This window comes from Pseudomonas viridiflava, assembly GCF_900184295.1.
Lineage (GTDB): Bacteria > Pseudomonadota > Gammaproteobacteria > Pseudomonadales > Pseudomonadaceae > Aquipseudomonas > Aquipseudomonas viridiflava.
Genome location: NZ_LT855380.1, coordinates 2,826,009 through 2,845,319 on the forward strand (window position 1 = coordinate 2,826,009; position 19,311 = coordinate 2,845,319).

At 59.8% G+C, this 19,311-nt stretch carries 11 protein-coding genes and 1 pseudogene; 7 read left to right on the plus strand and 5 right to left on the minus strand.

From position 1 onward, the window contains the following. The first annotated feature begins 78 nt into the window (after nucleotides 1-78). Complete coding sequence (locus tag CFBP1590_RS12925) at nucleotides 79-825, plus strand: SDR family oxidoreductase (RefSeq protein ID WP_058431462.1); 747 nt, start codon at nucleotides 79-81, stop codon at nucleotides 823-825. A gap of 59 nt (nucleotides 826-884) precedes the next feature. Continuing rightward, on the plus strand, nucleotides 885-1,415 hold the full coding sequence (locus CFBP1590_RS12930; protein ID WP_088235180.1) for an MgtC/SapB family protein: 531 nt from the start codon (nucleotides 885-887) through the stop codon (nucleotides 1,413-1,415). Nucleotides 1,416-1,449: 34 nt separating this feature from the next. Here CFBP1590_RS12930 and CFBP1590_RS27875 read toward each other — a convergent pair whose 3' ends face one another. Beyond that, nucleotides 1,450-1,623 carry a hypothetical protein gene (locus CFBP1590_RS27875; RefSeq protein WP_167383090.1) on the minus strand — a complete coding sequence of 58 codons (174 nt, stop codon included), beginning with the start codon at nucleotides 1,621-1,623 and terminating at the stop codon, nucleotides 1,450-1,452. 319 nt (nucleotides 1,624-1,942) lie between these two features. Between CFBP1590_RS27875 and CFBP1590_RS12935 the strand changes: the two genes are divergently transcribed. Genes CFBP1590_RS12935 through glgB form a run of 3 tightly spaced genes read left to right on the plus strand, consistent with a single transcriptional unit; the run spans nucleotide 1,943 to nucleotide 9,537 of the window. Further along, a complete protein-coding gene (locus CFBP1590_RS12935) occupies nucleotides 1,943-3,964 on the plus strand; it encodes an alpha-1,4-glucan--maltose-1-phosphate maltosyltransferase (protein WP_058431464.1) in 2,022 nt (673 codons plus the stop codon). 18 nt (nucleotides 3,965-3,982) lie between these two features. Next, nucleotides 3,983-7,309 carry a maltose alpha-D-glucosyltransferase gene (treS, locus tag CFBP1590_RS12940; RefSeq protein WP_088235181.1) on the plus strand — a complete coding sequence of 1,109 codons (3,327 nt, stop codon included), beginning with the start codon at nucleotides 3,983-3,985 and terminating at the stop codon, nucleotides 7,307-7,309. Beyond that, nucleotides 7,306-9,537, plus strand: a complete 2,232-nt coding sequence (gene glgB / locus CFBP1590_RS12945; protein WP_088235182.1) for a 1,4-alpha-glucan branching protein GlgB — start codon at nucleotides 7,306-7,308, stop codon at nucleotides 9,535-9,537. The genes treS and glgB overlap by 4 nt, the downstream gene beginning before the upstream one ends. Before the next feature lie 212 nt (nucleotides 9,538-9,749). Here the strand turns inward: glgB and CFBP1590_RS12950 are convergent, their stop codons facing one another. Both CFBP1590_RS12950 and CFBP1590_RS12955 read right to left on the minus strand, forming a co-directional pair. Further along, complete coding sequence (locus CFBP1590_RS12950; RefSeq protein ID WP_058431467.1) at nucleotides 9,750-12,398, minus strand: autotransporter family protein; 2,649 nt, start codon at nucleotides 12,396-12,398, stop codon at nucleotides 9,750-9,752. A 249-nt stretch (nucleotides 12,399-12,647) separates the two neighbouring features. Then, the gene (locus tag CFBP1590_RS12955; protein ID WP_088235183.1) at nucleotides 12,648-13,850 is read right to left on the minus strand and encodes an MFS transporter; all 1,203 of its coding nucleotides are present in this window, start codon (nucleotides 13,848-13,850) and stop codon (nucleotides 12,648-12,650) included. Nucleotides 13,851-14,012: 162 nt separating this feature from the next. Here CFBP1590_RS12955 and CFBP1590_RS12960 point away from each other — a divergent pair, with 162 nt between their 5' ends. Beyond that, the gene (locus tag CFBP1590_RS12960; RefSeq protein ID WP_088235184.1) at nucleotides 14,013-15,146 is read left to right on the plus strand and encodes a lactonase family protein; all 1,134 of its coding nucleotides are present in this window, start codon (nucleotides 14,013-14,015) and stop codon (nucleotides 15,144-15,146) included. Between the two features lie 95 nt (nucleotides 15,147-15,241). On the opposite strand, the gene CFBP1590_RS12965 is transcribed toward CFBP1590_RS12960, so the two are convergent. Both CFBP1590_RS12965 and CFBP1590_RS28090 read right to left on the minus strand, forming a co-directional pair. Further along, nucleotides 15,242-16,831: an ABC-F family ATPase gene (locus tag CFBP1590_RS12965; protein ID WP_025995726.1), complete on the minus strand. Its 1,590-nt coding sequence runs from the start codon at nucleotides 16,829-16,831 to the stop codon at nucleotides 15,242-15,244. A 20-nt stretch (nucleotides 16,832-16,851) separates the two neighbouring features. Then, a pseudogene (locus tag CFBP1590_RS28090) lies at nucleotides 16,852-17,056 on the minus strand (hypothetical protein); the annotation flags it as partial. A 318-nt stretch (nucleotides 17,057-17,374) separates the two neighbouring features. Here CFBP1590_RS28090 and CFBP1590_RS28710 point away from each other — a divergent pair. Beyond that, entirely contained in the window at nucleotides 17,375-19,291 is a 1,917-nt protein-coding gene (locus CFBP1590_RS28710) for a methyl-accepting chemotaxis protein (RefSeq protein WP_025995797.1), read from the plus strand. Nucleotides 19,292-19,311: the final 20 nt, after the last annotated feature.

Consider the following 19,311-nt stretch of genomic DNA (forward strand, 5'->3'; position numbering starts at 1 on the left):
ACACTGGCAGGATCAGTGCTCACCGCAGGCACGTGCCCGGTGCCCACGGTCAGTTTGAGAAACACAAGAGACCCATCCATGGAAAAAGTTCTCATCATCACGGGAGGCTCCAGGGGGATTGGCGCAGCCACGGCCATTCTTGCTGCGTCTCAGGGCTACCGCATCTGCATCAACTACCTGTCTGATCATGCCGCTGCCGAGAGAACCTGCGCGCAGGTCAGGGCTCAGGGCGCCCAGGCCATCACCGTACAGGCGGACGTCAGCAACGAAGACGAGATCATCCGACTGTTCGCCCGTGTCGATGCCGAGCTGGGGCGCGTGACGCATCTGGTCAACAACGCCGGCACGCTGGCCCAGGCCTGCCGGGTCGAAGAGATGTCGGAATTCCGCATGCTCAAGATGATGATGAGCAACGTCGTCGGCCCCATGCTTTGCAGCAAGCATGCGTTGCTGCGCATGTCGCCGCACCATGGCGGGCAGGGCGGCAGCATCGTCAATGTGTCCTCGGCAGCGGCCAGACTGGGATCGGCCGGGGAGTACGTCGATTACGCCGCATCCAAAGGAGCGCTGGACACCTTCACCCTCGGCCTTTCCAAGGAAGTGGCGCCGGAGGGTATACGGGTCAATGCGGTCAGACCGGGTTTCATTTTCACAGACTTCCACGCCCTCAGTGGCGACCCGTTCCGCGTGAGCAAGCTTGAAGGCGCGCTGCCGATGGGGCGTGGTGGTACCGCCGAGGAAGTTGCAGAGGCGATTCTGTGGCTGCTGTCTGACAAGGCTTCCTACGCCACCGGTACGTTCATTGATCTGGCGGGCGGACGCTGACCGGCACTCTGTCACATCGTCGAGGTCAATAATGTCGGTCCTTTTTTCAAGGAGCGACGATGAACGAATGGTGGCAGGAAGTCGTGACAACGCTGCAGTCGGAATTTTCGGACGTTACCGACGCATCACAAATGACGCGGGTGGCAGTCCGTCTGACGGTGGCCGCGCTGTTGGGCGGTATTCTCGGTTTCGAGCGCGAGAACCGCGGCAAGGCCGCTGGCGTGCGCACCCACATGCTGGTGTCGATGGGTGCAGCGCTGTTCGTTCTGGTGCCACGCCTGGGCGGCGCCGATGACGACGCGTTGAGTCGGGTGATTCAAGGGCTGGTCGCCGGGATCGGCTTTCTGGGCGCGGGAACCATCCTCAAGGAAAACGCGAGAAACGTGGCGCAGGTCAAAGGCCTGACCACGGCGGCCGGGCTGTGGATGACTGCCGCAATCGGCGTGTCGGCGGGAATGGGCCGTGAGATGACCGCTATCCTCAGTACCTTTCTGGCACTCGGTATTCTTCGCTTTGTGCCGTACATCGTCGAGCGGGCTGACCCGTCCAAAGGCACTACGGCCAAAAGGAACGGGTCAGAGGATCCCTAGTTGTCCTCAATAAGTAGTTGCACTCCAGAATCGATCAGATAATGACTGGCGGCTCCTGAACAGGCGGATCACCGGCAGGCGGGTCGATGACCGGCGGCACTGTCGACGGAGGCTCCTGCTCAGGGGGCGGCACGTCCGAGGGCGGTACGGGAACGGGAGGTTCATCGATGTTCGGGTCGATGGGTTCCGGCGGGGTTGGAATATTCATGGCTTCAGCCTCCTTGTTGGCCTGTTGGCTTTCTTTCGACTTGCGCCCGTCACCGATGATTCAATCCAATCGCAACGCTGCCGTGGGCTGTGGGCATATCGCCTGACGAGGTTCACTTGTCCATTGCTGCGCTATGCTCTGAAACGTCGTCATCCTCTGCTCAAAACCTTTGAACTTTAGTCACGCAGACCGCTCGGAACTTAAGCAGCCGAATCAGGCGAGTTGTCAGCGCAGGGGGGATTTGTGCTGCCGTATCGTCAATTTTTCAATTGCATGGAATGCACAGGAGCGTCCCTGGGGCGTGAAGGAGTGATGCTCGATGAATGAACAGTCATACGGCCCGGATTCCCTGGCCTCAGAAGTTCCGCACCCAAGTCGTCCCTTGTCATTGACCCAAGCCCTGCAGTTGCCCCGCATCGTGATCGAAGACACGTTGCCGGTGATCGATGGCGGGTTGTTTGCGGCGAAAGGTATCGTCGGCCAACCGGTGACCGTCACCAGCAAGGTTTACGCAGACGGTCACGACAAGATGGCCGTCAACATTGTCTGGCGCGCTGCGGATGAAGAACACTGGCACAGCGCGCCAATGCGCGAACTGGGCAACGACAGTTGGGTCGGTGAGTTCACGCCGACCTCCGTGGCCCGCTATGTCTTTCGCCTGGAAGCCTGGATTGATCAGTTCGGCAGCTACCGCTACGAGCTGGAAAAGAAATTCGGCGCGGGCGTGCCCATTGAGCTGGAGCTGGAGGAAGGTCGCATCCACCTCCTTCATGCAGCGGAACGTAGCCAGGATGAGCAACGTCATGCCATCGAGAGTGTGTTGCAGCGTCTGGGCGAGTCGGACAACGACGAGAAGGTTGCCCTGTTGCTGCACAGCGAAACCGCAGGCCTGATGAAACAGGCTGACAATCATGCGTTTCTCAGCCGCAGTGCAGAGTTCCCGCTCGACATCGAGCGTGAGCTGGCCCAGTTCGCCAGTTGGTACGAGCTGTTCCCGCGCTCCATCACCGATGACAAGGCCCGCCATGGCACGTTCAACGACGTGCATTCGCGCCTGCCGATGATTCGTGACATGGGCTTTGATGTCCTTTATTTCCCGCCGATCCATCCGATCGGTCGCGCACACCGCAAAGGCCCCAACAATTCCCTGACCGCAGGCCCCGATGATCCGGGCAGCCCTTACGCCATCGGCAGCGAGGACGGCGGCCATGAGGCGATTCATCCGCAACTGGGCAGCCGTGAGGACTTCCGTCGCCTGGTTGCCGCTGCAGCGGATCACGGGCTGGAAATCGCCCTGGATTTCGCCATTCAGTGTTCTCAGGATCACCCGTGGCTCAAGCAGCATCCGGGCTGGTTCTCGTGGCGTCCAGACGGCACCATTCGTTACGCGGAAAACCCGCCGAAGAAATACCAGGACATCGTCAACGTCGACTTCTACGCACCCGACGCCATTCCCGGTCTGTGGCTGGAACTGCGTGACATCGTGCTGGGCTGGGTCGAGGAGGGCGTGAAGATTTTCCGCGTCGACAATCCGCACACCAAGCCGCTGCCGTTCTGGCAATGGATGATCGGTGAAGTGCGCAGTCAGCATCCTGACGTGATGTTCCTGGCTGAAGCCTTTACCAAGCCCGCAATGATGGCCCGCCTGGGCAAGGTGGGTTACTCGCAGAGCTATACCTACTTCACCTGGCGCAACACCAAGGCCGAGCTGTCCGAGTACTTCACCCAGTTGAACGAGGTGCCATGGCGTGATTGCTACCGGCCGAACTTCTTCGTCAACACGCCGGACATCAACCCGCGATTCCTGCATGAGTCAGGGCGGCCCGGATTTCTGATCCGTGCGGCACTGGCAACCATGGGCTCGGGGCTGTGGGGCATGTATTCGGGCTTCGAACTGTGCGAAGCCGCGCCTATCCCCGGCAAGGAAGAATACCTGGACTCCGAGAAGTACGAGATTCGAGTCCGCGATTTCACCGCGCCGGGCAACATCATTGCCGAGATTGCCCAGCTCAACCGTATTCGCCGCCAGAACCCGGCGTTGCAGACCCATCTGGGCCTGAAGCTGTTGAATGCCTGGAACGACAACATCCTGTATTTCGGCAAGCGTTCGGCTGATGGCAGCAACTTTGTGCTGGTCGCGGTCAACCTCGACCCGCACAACGTTCAGGAAGCGAACTTCGAGTTGCCGCTTTGGGAAATGGGCTTGCCAGACGATGCAGTGACGTCCGGTGAGGATTTGATGACCGGTCACCGCTGGAACTGGTACGGCAAGGTGCAGTGGATGCGCATTGACCCGTCGTATCAACCTTTCGGTATCTGGCGTATCCAGGTCGCACAGTAAAACTGCAAGGAGTCAGCCATGGCAAAAAAGCCCGATGACGCGGCATTCATCAAAGATCCGCTCTGGTACAAGGACGCGGTGATTTACCAGGTGCATGTGAAATCGTTCTACGACTCCAATAACGATGGGATCGGTGATTTCGCAGGCCTGATCGACAAGCTCGACTACATTGCTGCGCTTGGGGTCAACACGATCTGGCTGCTTCCGTTCTACCCATCGCCGCGTCGGGACGATGGCTACGACATTTCCGAATACCGCGACGTGCACAGCGATTACGGCACGATGGCGGACGCCAAGCGTTTCATCGCTCAGGCCCACAAGCGCGGCTTGCGGGTCATCACCGAGCTGGTCATCAACCACACCTCGGATCAGCATCCCTGGTTCCAGAAGGCCCGGCACGCCAAGCGCGGTTCCAAGGCGCGGGACTTCTATGTGTGGTCCGATACCGATCAGAAATACGACGGCACGCGCATCATCTTTCTGGACACTGAAAAGTCCAACTGGACCTGGGATCCGGTGGCGGAGCAGTATTTCTGGCACCGCTTCTATTCGCATCAGCCGGACCTGAATTTCGACAATCCGGCGGTCATGACAGCGGTGCTGGAAGTCATGCGTTTCTGGCTGGACATGGGTATCGACGGTCTTCGTCTGGATGCGATCCCTTATCTGATCGAGCGCGATGGCACCAACAACGAGAACCTGCCCGAGACCCATCAGGTTCTCAAGCGCATTCGGGCCGAGATCGACGCCAATTACCCGGACCGCATGTTGCTGGCGGAAGCCAATCAGTGGCCGGAAGACACCCAGTTGTACTTCGGTGACAGCAAGGGGCCTGACGGCGATGAGTGCCACATGGCCTTTCACTTCCCGTTGATGCCGCGCATGTACATGGCGCTGGCGCAGGAAGACCGCTTTCCGATTACCGACATCCTGCGTCAGACCCCGGAAATTCCGGAAAACTGCCAGTGGGCAATTTTCCTGCGCAACCACGATGAACTGACGCTGGAAATGGTCACGGATCGTGAGCGTGACTACCTGTGGAATTACTACGCCGCGGATCGTCGTGCGCGGATCAACCTCGGCATCCGCCGTCGTCTCGCCCCTCTGGTGGAGCGTGATCGTCGTCGGGTCGAGTTGCTGAACAGCATGCTGTTGTCCATGCCGGGCACTCCCACCCTCTATTACGGCGACGAGATCGGGATGGGCGACAACATCTATCTTGGCGACCGGGATGGCGTGCGCACGCCGATGCAATGGTCCATCGACCGCAATGGCGGTTTCTCCCGCGCCGATCCGGCCAGCCTTGTGTTGCCGCCGATCATGGACCCGATGTACGGCTTCCAGTCGGTCAACGTCGAAAGTCAGGAGCGCGATCCACATTCGCTGCTTAACTGGAACCGCCGCATGCTGGCCGTGCGCAAACAGCAGAAAGCATTCGGACGCGGCACGCTCAAGATGCTGTCGCCTTCCAATCGCAGGATTCTGGCGTACCTGCGCGAATACACCGGACCCGATGGCCACAGCGAAATCGTGCTGTGCGTGGCCAACGTATCCAGCGCAGCCCAGGCCGCAGAACTCGAATTGTCGGCCTATGCCGGCACCGTTCCCGTCGAGATGCTGGGTGGCAGCGCATTCCCGCCGATTGGCCAGCTGAGTTATTTGCTCACGCTGCCGCCTTACGGTTTTTACTGGTTTCTATTGGCTTCGGAGAATCAAATGCCCAGTTGGCACGTCGAACCGGCACAAAGCATGCCGGACTTCCCGACCCTGGTGCTCAAGAAGCGTCTGGAGGAGCTGCTCGACGAGCCGCTCCGCAGCACCATGGAAAACACCTCACTGGCGGTCTACATGCCCAAGCGCCGGTGGTTCGCAGGCAAGGACAAGCCCATTGAGCGGGTCAATATTGCCTACGCGGTTCGTTTTGGCGATCCGGCACATCCTGTCCTGCTCAACGAGATCGAAGTCACCGCAGGCGAACAGACCGAACGCTACCAACTGCCGTTCGGCCTGCTGGCGGAAGAGGAAATCAACAGTGCATTGCCCCAGCAACTGGCGCTGGCCAGGGTCCGCCGTGGCCGTCAGGTGGGATTGATCACCGATGCCTTCACGCTGGAAACCTTCATTCGCGCAGTGATTCAAGGCATGCAGGCCGACACCGTGATCCCTTGCGATGACGGCGAGCTGCGCTTTGAACAGACTGCGCAACTCGCGCCGCTGGGGCTGAACAACGAATCTGAAGTGCGTTATCTGTCGGCCGAGCAGTCCAACAGCTCGGTGGTAGTGGGCAGCGGTCTGGTTCTCAAGATGATCCGTAAAGTCAGCGCCGGTACCCACCCGGAACTGGAAATGGGCGCGTTCCTGACCAATGCAGGCTATCGCAACATCTCGCCGCTGCTGGGCTCTGTGGTCCGCGTGGGGCATGACGGTGAGCCGCATCTGCTGATGATCGCCCAAGGTTATCTGAGCAATCAGGGTGATGCATGGGAGTGGACCCAGAACAATCTGGAGCGCGCCGTTCGTGATGAGCTCGCGCATGGTGTTTCCGAGCAGGAGCAGCACTACAACGCGCTGCTTGAATTGGCCGATTTCTCCCGCAGCCTGGGGCAGCGTCTGGGTGAGATGCATCAGATTCTGGCCGCAGCGACCGACAATCCGGATTTTGCCGTGGAAGTGACCGGTCAGGAAGATGGCGAGGCTTCGGCGAAAAGTGTGGTAGCCCAGCTGGATCGAGCCTTGCAACTGCTTGAACAGCGCAAAGGCGACCTCGGTGCCGATGATCAGCAACTGGTGGATGACCTGGTCGCCCAGCGTCAGGCCATCGCGCAGCATGTTGCGCGTCTCGCCAAGCGCTCGGTAGGCGGTCTGCGCATCCGCGTACACGGGGACTTGCACCTGGGTCAGGTGCTGGTCGTCAAGGGTGACGCGTACCTGATCGACTTCGAGGGCGAGCCTGCGCGTGCGTTGAGTGAGCGTCGCGCCAAGCACAGCCCGTTCAAGGATGTCAGTGGTGTGCTGCGCTCGTTCGACTACGCTGCCGCCATGGCCGTGCGCAGCGCGCAAAGCGTGGACACTTCCGAAGAGGCGGCTGCCGCTCGCAAACGCGTTGCCAGTACGTATTTGTCCCAGGCCCGTGAAGCGTTCATCGAAGGTTATCGCGCAGCGACCACCGAGATGGCCCACACCTGGAAAGATTCAAACGGGGGGGACGCCGCGCTGGAACTGTTCACCCTGGAAAAAACCGCTTATGAAGTAATCTACGAAGCCGAGAATCGCCCGACCTGGCTGGCTGTGCCGCTGCAAGGCTTGCGTGGATTGCTGCACCTGTCTGATGGAGAGCCAACATGAATGCACCTGACAAAACCGGTATGCGTCGCCAGGCGATGCCCGCCGCAGTGGACATGGATGCGTTGATCCGTGCTGAACATCGTGACCCTTTTTCGATTCTCGGCCCGCATGGCGATGGTGGCAGCGGGCAGTTCGTCCGCGCCTACCTGCCGGGCGCCCTGAGTGTGCGTCTGCTCGCCCCGGATGACGGGCGCGAACTGGGCGAGCTGGAGATGAGCGAAGTCCCGGGTTTCTTCATCGGTCATCTTGAACACGCTCAGCCCTACCAGTTGAAAATCAACTGGGCAGGCGGCGAACAGATCACCGAAGACCCTTACAGCTATGGCCCGTTGCTCGGCGAAATGGACCTGTATCTGTTTGCCGAAGGCAATCATCGCGACCTGAGCAGTTGCCTGGGTGCGCAGGTGACCAACGTTGGTGGCGTGGACGGTGTACGTTTTGCCGTCTGGGCACCGAACGCCCGGCGCGTCTCGGTGGTCGGCAGCTTCAACAACTGGGACGGCCGTCGTCACCCGATGCGGCTGCGTCACCCGACCGGTGTCTGGGAAATTTTCGTCCCACGCCTGCAACCGGGCGAAGTCTACAAGTACGAGATTCTCGGCCCTCACGGCATTCTCCCGCTCAAGTGCGACCCGATGGCGCTGTCCACGACGCTGCCGCCGGATACGGCCTCCAAGGTGTCCGCACCGCTGCATTTCAACTGGAACGACAGCCACTGGATGGACTCCCGGGCCAGCCTGCATGACGTGAGCGCGCCATTGTCGATCTATGAACTGCACGCCGGTTCGTGGCAGATGGAGCAGAACGAGGAAGGCGAGTGGCGTCAATACAACTGGCGTGAGCTGGCAGACCGTCTGATCCCCTACATCAAGGAACTGGGGTTTACCCACATCGAGCTGATGCCAATCATGGAGCACCCGTTTGGTGGTTCGTGGGGCTATCAACTGCTTGCCCAGTTCGCACCGACTGCACGCTACGGCTCGCCTGAAGATTTCGCGGCATTTGTCGACGCCTGTCACCAGGCGGGCATCGGTGTGATTCTGGACTGGGTGCCCGCGCATTTCCCGACCGATACTCACGGTCTGGCTCAGTTCGATGGCACTGCCTTGTATGAATACGCCGACCCCAAGGAAGGCTTTCATCAGGACTGGGACACGCTGATCTACAACCTGGGCCGCACCGAGGTTCACGGCTTCATGCTGGCGTCGGCGCTGCACTGGCTCAAGCATTACCACATCGACGGCCTGCGGGTGGATGCGGTGGCCTCTATGCTGTACCGCGACTATTCCCGCAAGGCGGGCGAATGGGTGCCGAACCGTTTTGGCGGCCGCGAGAACCTCGAAGCGATCGACTTCCTGCGCCACCTCAATGACGTCGTCGCGCTGGAAGCGCCGGGCACCATGGTCATCGCCGAAGAATCCACGGCGTGGCCGGGTGTCAGCCAACCGACCCAACAGGGCGGTTTGGGTTTCAACTACAAGTGGAACATGGGCTGGATGCATGATTCGCTGCACTACATGGAACAGGACCCGATCCATCGTGAGCACCATCATGGCGAATTGAGCTTTGGTCTGATGTACGCATGGTCCGAACGCTTCATCCTGCCGATTTCCCACGATGAGGTGGTACACGGCAAGCACTCACTGATCGACAAGATGCCCGGTGATCGCTGGCAGAAGTTCGCCAACCTGCGCGCCTACCTGACATTCATGTGGACCCATCCCGGCAAGAAGCTGCTGTTCATGGGCTGCGAGTTCGGCCAGTGGCGCGAGTGGAACCACGACGAGCAACTGGACTGGTACCTGCTGCAGTACGCGGATCATATCGGCGTGAAGAAGCTGGTCAGCGACCTGAACCGTATCTACCGCGAAGAAAAGGCCCTGCACGAACGTGATGCAGAGCCGATGGGATTCCAGTGGCTGATCGGTGACGACAAGACCAACAGCGTGTATGCCTATTTGCGCTGGAGCAAGGAAGGCGAGCCGTTGCTGGTGGTCGCCAACATGACGCCGGTTCCGCGCATGGACTACCGCATCGGTGTGCCGTTCGATGGCAAATGGGGCGAACTGCTCAACAGCGATGCCGAAATGTATGCAGGTTCGAACATCGGTAATGGCGGAGGGGTAGTGGCTGATGATCAGCAGGCACACGGACAGCCTGTGTCGCTGAGTCTGAACCTGCCACCGTTGGCGGTGCTGATTCTCAAGCCTGTGGGACGTCAGGACTGAAAGTAATAACCTGTTATAGGTCATAGGGCACGGAGGGAGGCGTCACCACGTCTCCGACGTTGCGCTGTCGCGCAGCATGCACGAACCGTGGGAGGCGGCTTGCCGGCGATGCGGTCTGTCAGTTGAATTTTTTGACTGGCTTTACGCAATCGCCGACAAGCCGCCTTCTTCATTCAAAGGTTTTGTATGACAGGGCGCTGGTTGCAAGTCGATTACCAACTCAGCCTGATCCCGACGCTGAAGCCCGTTTGTTGTGTGTCACTTCCGCTCAGCTCCCGCCTGTGATCCGCGCTCAGGTAAACACCCAGGTGTTCAGATGGCTGTGCCACCAATCCGGCACCCAGACTCGCGGTTTTCGAATCATGTTCTGTTCTGATCCTGTCGACACTTTGATAAATAACAGTGTCGTGCCCATTGGCGTCGCGCCAGAGATCGGCCCTCATATAGGGCTCTACGGGCACTCCCCAAGGTCTGTAACGACCCTTTAACCGTATGCCCAAACGCCCCGTGTTTCGGGACGGGCTATCAAATTCGAGAGACGATATCCCGTCGTGCTGATCGTCCAGATCGACACGCTGGTGAATGACCTGTACCTGCGGTTCTGCCACCCAGTTGGCGCCAACAGGCAAGGGATAACCGGCCTCAATCGACAGACTTACTACGTGACCGTCGATATCAACGCGCACGCCACGCTCGGAGCGGCTTGAGCCGTCGAGGCGTGTGCCCATCGCCACAGCGTCCACATAGCCTTGACGGGGACCGATCAGCGTCCAGTACGCGCCGATGCTATCGCCGCGAAGGCTCAATCGGCCGGTACGAGTGTCCTCGAATCCGCCCGCGAAGCCCTTGATGCGTCCTTTCAGGCGATTGTTCGCCACGAAGATGCCGACCCGCTGGATCGCGCCATCGCCAGGCTGCCAGGCAAACAGGTCGTGGCCGATCTGGTAGCCCTCAAGCGACGCGTCGAGGCTCGGGCTGACCGTACCGGACCAGTGCTGTTTGAGATCACTGCCAAATACGCGCGCCCAGCCTGCCGGGTTCGCACCCTGTTGATTCAGCAAATACTGATCGCCCTGTCGTTCGTGGAAAGTGCCTAACGAGGACGTCGCCAAAAGGGCAGCGGCAGGCGCTATGACGGAATAGTCCGGCACCTCCTGCCGGTAAATCGGGACCGGTGCCGCACCGCGCAGGGGCTCGGGCAGTGGCGGTGTGCCGACGGCCGGAACGGGCAGGGTGGCTGCAGGTTGCGGGATAGTTGGGGCGGTTGGTTCGGGTGTTGGTGGAACAGGTTCGGCAGGAGATTCAGGCTCAGGTGGTGGCGTTGGCGTTGGCGTTGGCGATGGAGGTGTAGGTGCTGGCTCCGGCGCTGGATCAGGCTCGGCAGGCAGACTCGCAATCGTCAGTGGTGGTGAAAGCACGGAGGAACGCAGGAACCAGCTGTTCTCGCTGCCCGCCGTGGCACCGCCCTTGAACAGGTAATACTGGTACGCCCCGACCGACAGCGAGTTCTCCAACGAGAATGCGCCTTTGTCACTGGTTGCCCCTTGAATGGCCTGGACCACTTCGATGCCGTTGCTCTGGGTCAGCGCGCCCGGACCGCCTTCGTTGATGACGGTCATGCGCGTGGTTCCGCCGATTCGACCCTGGGCGATCACCAGCCTGTCACTGTCGGCGCTGTCGTCGCCCAGCACCGACTGCACTAACAACTGCCCGTTGAGACCGGTGTAATTACCTTGCACCGTCAGGGTGTCCCGAGCGAATCCGCTGCTCAGGTCCAGGGTGCCTGCATTGTTCAGCGTGGCGGGCGTGGCGCTGTTGAATGACCTGATCGCGCCTGACGCGGATGACAGGCGACTGCTGGCATCCATGTTCAAAACCCCGGTTCCGCTGGCGCTGTCTCCCAGCGTCAGGTCGCCCGCCAGGTCCATCCGTGAACCGTTGTTCAGATTGACCGTTTCCCACTGGCGATAGCGGGCGGGCACTGCCGAGGTCGTGTTGTCCAGCGTCAGCGTATCGTTGCCCGTTCCGCCATCGAGCACGCTGCTGGTGCTGAGGTAATACTCGCTCAGGTTGTACAGGCGGGCGATGTCGTCGCCTTCGGCCATCAGTACGCTGCCCGTCACGTTGCCGCCATCACGCCAGGTGAACTGGTCGTTGCCGAAGCTGGCCCTGATGCCGCCGAGGATTTCGCCGCCACTGAGGGTCAGTCGGTCATCACCGCCACTGACACTGACTGCGCCACCGATTCTGCCGCCGGACACGTTGATGGTGTCGCGCCCGAAGCCGGTGACCAGATTGCCAATGATCGTGCCGCCGGAGAGATCGAACAGGTTGTCGTCCAGCTTCATGTCCACCCGCCCGATACTGCCGCCACTCATGGTCGCCCGGTCGCCATCCTCGAACGCTCTGGTGATGATGCCGCCCGTCATCTGGAACGTGTCGAGTCCGTCGCCCTGAGCCAGTGAGCCGATGCTGCCCCCGCTCATGATAAAGGTGTCCGGTTCCGCTCCCTGGCTGATATCGCCGGTGACGATGCCCGCGGACAGTGAGAACCGGTCTCTGCCAGCGCCTTGCATGACATTACCGGTAATACGGCCCGAGTTCATGTCCACGCTGTCCAGACCCGGGCCGAACGTGACATTGCCATTGATCGAGCCGCTGCCACCGGCAGGGAAAATCAGCGTGTCGTTGGCCCCCGACCAGGTCACTGCGCCGCTGCTGCCGCTGTCACAGGTTTGCGTATCACTGCCGGGCGTCGACACCAGATCGCACGCGCCTTCGGCGTAGGGCGAAACGATCACCAATAGCGCGACGGTCAGAAGTTTGCCTTTGCCACACTGCGGGAACTGCTTGAGGGTCATGACTGCTCTCCCTGTGAAGTGGTCAGGGAGGCATGAAAAGGTTGCGTCGGGTGCCCGGCTGCCACGTCAGTGACGTCGCGCTGGAGGCTGGCGACGACTGCTCTGCCAGCCCACAGAAAGGGCCGCACGTTCAAGTCAAGGATGGATCCCGTTCAGCGTCAAGAAGTTGACCGACCGGCGGCAAAGGGATTGGCTGAATACGCAACCTATGGAACAAGCAGGTAAAAGCTTATAGCGTAATGAGCGTTTTCAGACGGTTTTGCGAGCTCGACGAGACAGCCAGACGGTTAGCAGCAAGGCGCTCACCGACAGCAGGGAGGCGTAGAAAAATATCCAGTCATAACCCTGACCCAGCGCGATGGCACCCATCACCGGGCCGGCAATCGCCAGCGCCAGATCAAAGAACACCGCATAGGCACTCAAGCCTGCGCCTCTACTGGGCGTCGGCACGTTCTTGATCGCTTCGACGCCCAGCGCCGGGTAGACCAGAGACAGACCGATACCGGTCAATCCCGCGCCAGCCAACGCGAAGCCGCTGCTCGGTGCAAGCCACAGTAATACCAGTCCACAAGTTTCCACCGCCATGCAGAGAATGGCCGCGTTGAACCCGCCGAGTCGATTGATGGCCCCTATGAACAGCAGTCGGGCAAGGATGAAGCACACCCCGAACATGCTCAGGCAATAGGCTGCGCCTTCCCAGCCACGGCTCAGGTAGTAGAGGGTGATAAAGGTGGTCAAGGTGCCGTAGCCGATGGAGGACAATGTCAGCCCCAAACCATAGGGCGCAATGCGGCCGAACACCGACCAGTAGGGCAGGCGTTCGCCGGTAATAATGGGCACTGAAGGCTTGTTGCGTATCAGCCACAACGCCAGGCCTGCCATGACGATCAGCGCAATACCCAGGCTGTTGAAGCCCACAGCGTCGATCACCACCACGCCCAGTGGTGCGCCAATGGCGATGGCGCCGTAGGAGGCAATGCCGTTCCACGAAATCGACTTGGCAGTGTGTTCCGAACCCACCTTGCCGATGCACCAGCTGATGGTCCCGACGCCAATCAGTCCTTGGGAAACGCCCAGAAACAGGCGGGCCAGAATCAGAATCGACAGGCTCGCAGTTGGAAAAGGCTCAAGCAGAGTGGCCAGCAAGGTCATTGCGCCAGTGATGCCAATGCCCCACAGGCCGAAGACAATCGCGCGTTTACTGCCCAGTGTATCGGTGGCCCGACCGGCATAGGGGCGGCTGAGCAGGGTGGCGAGGTATTGCGACGCGATGGCCAGACCTGCGATCAGCGGACTGAAACCCAACTGGTCATGAACATAGCCCGGCAGCACCGCGATCGGCAGGCCGATGCACAGGAAGGCGATGAAGGTGTAGAGAACGATGGAAACGATTTGCAGCGTGATCGTGATCGAACTGGGCTGCACGGCAGATTGTTCAGGTGAGGCAGGCATCGGGCTCGTTCGCTGGCAGGCGGTGGGCGTGCATCATCATGGCCCGCGTTGCCCATAAATGAAAGCACGCTAACGGTTTATCTGTCGCTTCACGGCGCTGTTGCCGTTGCGTTTGGATAGTCATAGGATGACTGATCACAAACAATAACAAAAAGGTCCTCCATGAAAAAAATCCTCCTGCTGGCCGCTGCGGTTGGCTGCTCGTTCGGTCTGCCGGTCCAGGCATCGACCTTCGCTTATATCTCAAGCCCCGCCGACGGGCTCATCTCGCAGTACCAACTGGACGACGCCAGTGGTGCGCTCAGCCTGGTCGAGCAGACCAAGGCAGGCGATCAGGTCAACCCGATGGCGCTATCGCCCGACGGCAAGGCGCTGTTTGCAGCGTTGCGCGCCAAACCGTATCAGGTGGTCAGCTTCAGCATCGAGCCTGTGACCGGGCATTTGAAGCCCTTGGCTCAGGCGCCATTGGCAGAGAGCCTGGCGTACCTGTCCACCGACCGCAGCGGCCGCTTTCTGATGGGCGCGTCCTATGGCGCCGATTTGTTGAGCGTGCAGCCCATCGACGCCCAGCATCGCCCCAGCGACAGCATTCAGACTTACAAGACCGGTATGCACGCGCATTCGGTGCGCACCGACCCAAGCAACCGATTCGCCTATGCAGGCAACCTCGGCGTTGATCGCGTTCTGCAATACCGCCTCGAACCCAAGGACGGCAAGCTGGTGCCGATCGGTGAGGGCTATGTGACGGTTCCTGAAAACACCGGACCGCGCCACCTGGCGTTCGCACCGAATGGCAAATTCCTCTATGTCGTCGGCGAAATGAGCGGCACCGTCACGGCCTTTTCGATCAATGACAAGACCGGAGGCTTGAAGCAGGTCAACCAGGCCAACGGCATTCCCGAGCGTCTGAAGCTGGCTCCGGGGCAGGCGCGGGATGCGCGTAACAACGACTTGAAGGACGATCCGACCCCGCGCATCTGGGCCGCTGACGTGCGTATTTCGCCCGACGGCAAATGGTTGTTCACGAGCGAGCGCACCAGCAGCAGTGTGTCGGTGTTCAAGGTTGACCCAGCCACTGGCAAGGTCACGTTCGTGGAAAACTATCCGGTTGAGGAAAAGCAGCCGCGTAACATCGCAGTGGCGCCGAACGGACGCTGGTTGCTGGTGACCGGGGAGAAAGCCGAGAAGGTCGGCAGCTACAGCATCGCAGCGGACGGCGCGTTGAAGCGCGTCAGTGAAGCACCGTCAGGCAAAGGCGCATTGTGGATCGAAATGCTCAGCCAGCCTGCTCAGTAATGCCACCCGTTTTGTTTGCGTAGTTCTGAAACGCAAAACCCCTGCCGCAAGGGCAGGGGTTTCAGGTACAGCAAGTGCGAATCGAGGCGTCAGGCTTAGAACGCCACGCCCTGGCTGCGCAGGTAGTCGTCGTACGTACCGCTGAAGTCGATCACGCCGCTTGGGCTCAGCTCGATGATGCGCGTGGCGAGCGAGGACACGAACTCACGGTCATGGCTGACGAACACCAGCGTGCCCGGGTAGTTTTCCAGCGCGAGGTTGAGGGCCTCGATGGATTCCATGTCCAGGTGGTTGGTCGGTTCGTCCATCACCAGCACGTTCGGCTTTTGCAGGATCAGCTTGCCGAACAGCATGCGACCCTGTTCACCACCGGAAATCACTTTGACCGACTTGAGGATCTCGTCGTTGGAGAACAGCATGCGGCCCAGGGTGCCGCGAACCAGCTGCTCGCCGCCTTGGGTCCATTGACCCATCCAGTCGAAGAGGGTGCTGTCGTCTTCGAAGTCGTGAGCGTGGTCCTGCGCGTAGTAACCGATCTCTGCCGACTCGGTCCACTTGACCGAACCTGCATCCGGTTGCAGCTCGTTGACCAAGGTGCGCAGCAGGGTGGTCTTGCCGATACCGTTCGGGCCGATGATCGCCACGCGCTCGCCGGCTTCAACGGTGAAGCTGAAGTCCTTGAACAGCGGCACACCATCAAAACCCTTCGCCATGCGCTCGACCACAACCGCCTGACGGTGCAGCTTCTTGGTCTGCTCGAAACGAATGAACGGGCTGACGCGACTGGACGGCTTGACCTCGGCCAGCTGGATCTTGTCGATCTGCTTGGCGCGGGAGGTGGCCTGCTTGGCTTTCGAAGCGTTGGCCGAGAAGCGGCTGACGAACGACTGCAGCTCGGAAATCTGCGCTTTCTTCTTGGCGTTGTCGGACAGCAACTGCTCGCGGGACTGGGTCGCCACGGTCATGTATTCGTCGTAGTTGCCCGGGAACAGACGCAGCTCGCCGTAATCAAGGTCAGCCATGTGCGTGCACACGCTGTTCAGGAAGTGACGGTCGTGGGAGATGATGATCATCAGGCTGTTACGCTGGGTCAGGATGTTTTCCAGCCAGCGAATGGTGTTGATGTCCAAGTGGTTGGTCGGTTCGTCGAGCAACAGCACTTCAGGATCGGAGAACAGCGCCTGCGCCAGCAGTACGCGCAGTTTCCAGCCGGGCGAGACTTCGCTCATCGGGCCGTTGTGCTGTTCGATGCCTATACCCAGACCCAGCAGCAGTTCACCGGCGCGGGACTCGGCGGTGTAGCCGTCCATTTCCGCAAACTCGGTTTCCAGCTCGGCCACGGCCATGCCGTCGTCTTCGCTCATTTCCGGCAGCGAGTAGATGCGATCGCGCTCGGCCTTGACCTTCCATAGCTCTTCGTGACCCATGATCACCGTGTCGAGCACAGTGAATTCTTCGTAGGCGAACTGATCCTGGCGCAGCTTACCCAGACGCACGTTCGGCTCCAGCATCACCTGACCACCCGAAGGCTCGAGATCGCCGCCCAGGATTTTCATGAACGTGGACTTACCGCAGCCGTTCGCGCCGATCAGGCCGTAACGGTTACCGGCACCAAACTTGACCGAGACGTTCTCGAACAGGGGTTTGGGGCCGAACTGCATCGTGATGTTAGCTGTGGAGATCAATTACTTTACCTATCAATAGCTTATGGTGCGCTTATTTGGGCCGGGACCCATTCAGGGCCAATCAGGAGCCTTTCCGGTTCGCTCCAGTCCGGGCTCGAGTTGATCCATCGCGCATGCGTCGACAGCAGCATCAGCGCGTTATGGCCGAGCTGCCGGGAGATAAATGCGGGGGTTCATGCCAGACATGGCGCGCATTGTCGCATAGGTATGGCGACAGTTGTATGGCCAGGGAGATATGCGTCGATACATTCTCAAGGGCACACGCATCTTGCGTGCCTGGCGCGAAGTAACGTTGGGCACTGCCTGAGGGCATCCCCTGCTGGTATTTCCGCGCACAGATCAAGCTTGGCACTTTGCAGCCGAAACAGTCGAACGGAGGAAAAAACAGGCTACGGCAGGCTGCTACTGAATCATCTTCGGCTATTAGAAAACGTCACCTTCATAGAACGTTCGCCCGAGGTCGTTTTAACCACAAGTGTGCAAGTCATGAGGTCTGCAATGCTTAGAAACGCCCCTTTGAGTACCAAACTGCTACTTATTCTGATGTTCCCTCTGCTTGGCTTTCTGGCCTTTGCGGGGATTTTTGTGGCTGACAAAAGCGATACGCTCGGTTCCATGAACCGGGCTGTTACCGCTACCAATGCTGCACAGAAACTGAGCGATGTCGTTACTACCATCCAGCGTGAACGCGGCGCCAGCGGCGTGTTTCTGGGCAGTGGTGGCAAGTCCATGCAGAACGAGCTGAAGACCTTTCGCCAGGAAACCGACAAGGCGGTTGGCGTGATGCGAGCGCAAACGACCGAGGGTATTCCTGCGCCGGACAAGGTGCTTCGTGCGCTGGATGATCTGATCGCGCTGCGCCTCAAGGTCGATTCGCAGGCAATCAACAATACCGAATCCGGTGCCCGCTTTACCGACCTGATCAAAGTCCTGATCGGCTTCAATTATTCTCTGGAAGCGAGTATCGACGATCCACAGATCCTGCGCGGGTTGAGCTCGCTCAACCAGTTCGTGGATATGAAGGAACGCGCTGGCCGAGAGCGTGTATTGCTCGGTCTGGCGTTCAACCAGAACCGCTTTGACGCAGCACTGTTGTCACGCTTCAGCCGCAACCTCGGTGAGTTCTCCGGCTATTTCGAAGCTTACCAGCGCTGGTCGCCTGTCGAATTCAAGAACAAGCTGGATGCCGTTCTGCAACAGCCCGGCTCACTGGAAGTGGCGCGTCTGCAGCGTCTGGGTTTCGATACGCCGCTGGGTGATCCACTCAATATCAAGCCGGAAGACTGGTTCAACCTGGCCACCGTTCGCATCGACTTGATGGCCAAGGTGGAGGCGGAGCTGGGGCAGATGGTGGTGGGTCTTGCCAGTGATGAGCGTACCGACGCCGAACGCAGTCTGTACGTGGCAATCGCGATCGTGGTCCTGATGTTGATTGCCGTGCTGTGGCTGGCATCGGTCATCATTCGCAATATCAAGATCGCCGTTGTTGATGTGAATCGCACCCTGATCTCGCTTTCGACCCGTGACCTGACAGCCAGGACTCTTTATACGGGCAAGGATGAGTTTGGAGAGATCGCTCGCAATCTTGACAACATGGCCCTGCAGATCAGCGAAGTCATCCGCGAGATTGGCAGCGCCACCGCACAGGTCGCCACCGCGGCCGAGCAATCATCTGCCGTAGCCCTGCAGACCAGCAACAACGTGGCACAGCAACGTCAGGGCACTGACCAGGTCGCCACTGCCATCAGCGAGATGAGCGCCACGGTCAAGGACGTCGCACGCAGCACCACCGATGCCGCCGAGATGTCACAGCGCGTCAATGCCAGCACTCTGCAGGGCAAGACTGAAATCGAAAACACCATCAGCCTGATTCAGGGACTGGAGGTTCAGGCTGAACAGACCTCGCGGATCATTGGGGAGCTCAAGGGTGAAAGCGATTCGATCTCTTCGGTTCTGGATGTGATTCGTGGCGTTGCCGAGCAGACCAACCTGCTGGCCCTTAACGCTGCCATCGAGGCTGCCCGCGCAGGCGAGCAAGGCCGTGGTTTCGCCGTGGTCGCCGACGAAGTGAGGAACCTGGCCAAGAAAACCCAGGATTCCACCGTCAGCATCCAGAACATGATTGCCAACCTGCAGTCCGGCTCTGATCGGGCCGCCAGTTCCATGCAGGAAACACTGGGCAAAGCGAAGGAGGGCGCGAGCAACGTGGTGCGTGCCGGTGAGTTGCTGGAAGAAATCGCCGAAGGCATTGCGTCGATCAGTGATCGCAATATTCAGGTGGCTTCGGCCGCCGAAGAACAAAGCCTGGTCGCCGAGGAGATCCACCGCAACGTCAACGACATCAACACGCTGGTGGTTCAGGTCAGCGCAGGTGCCGAGCAGACAGCCGTCACCAGCCGCGAGCTGGCACGACTGGCCGAACAGCAGCAGGGGCTGGTCGGTCGTTTCAAGGTGAGCTGATCCAAAGGATCTGTTCTGAT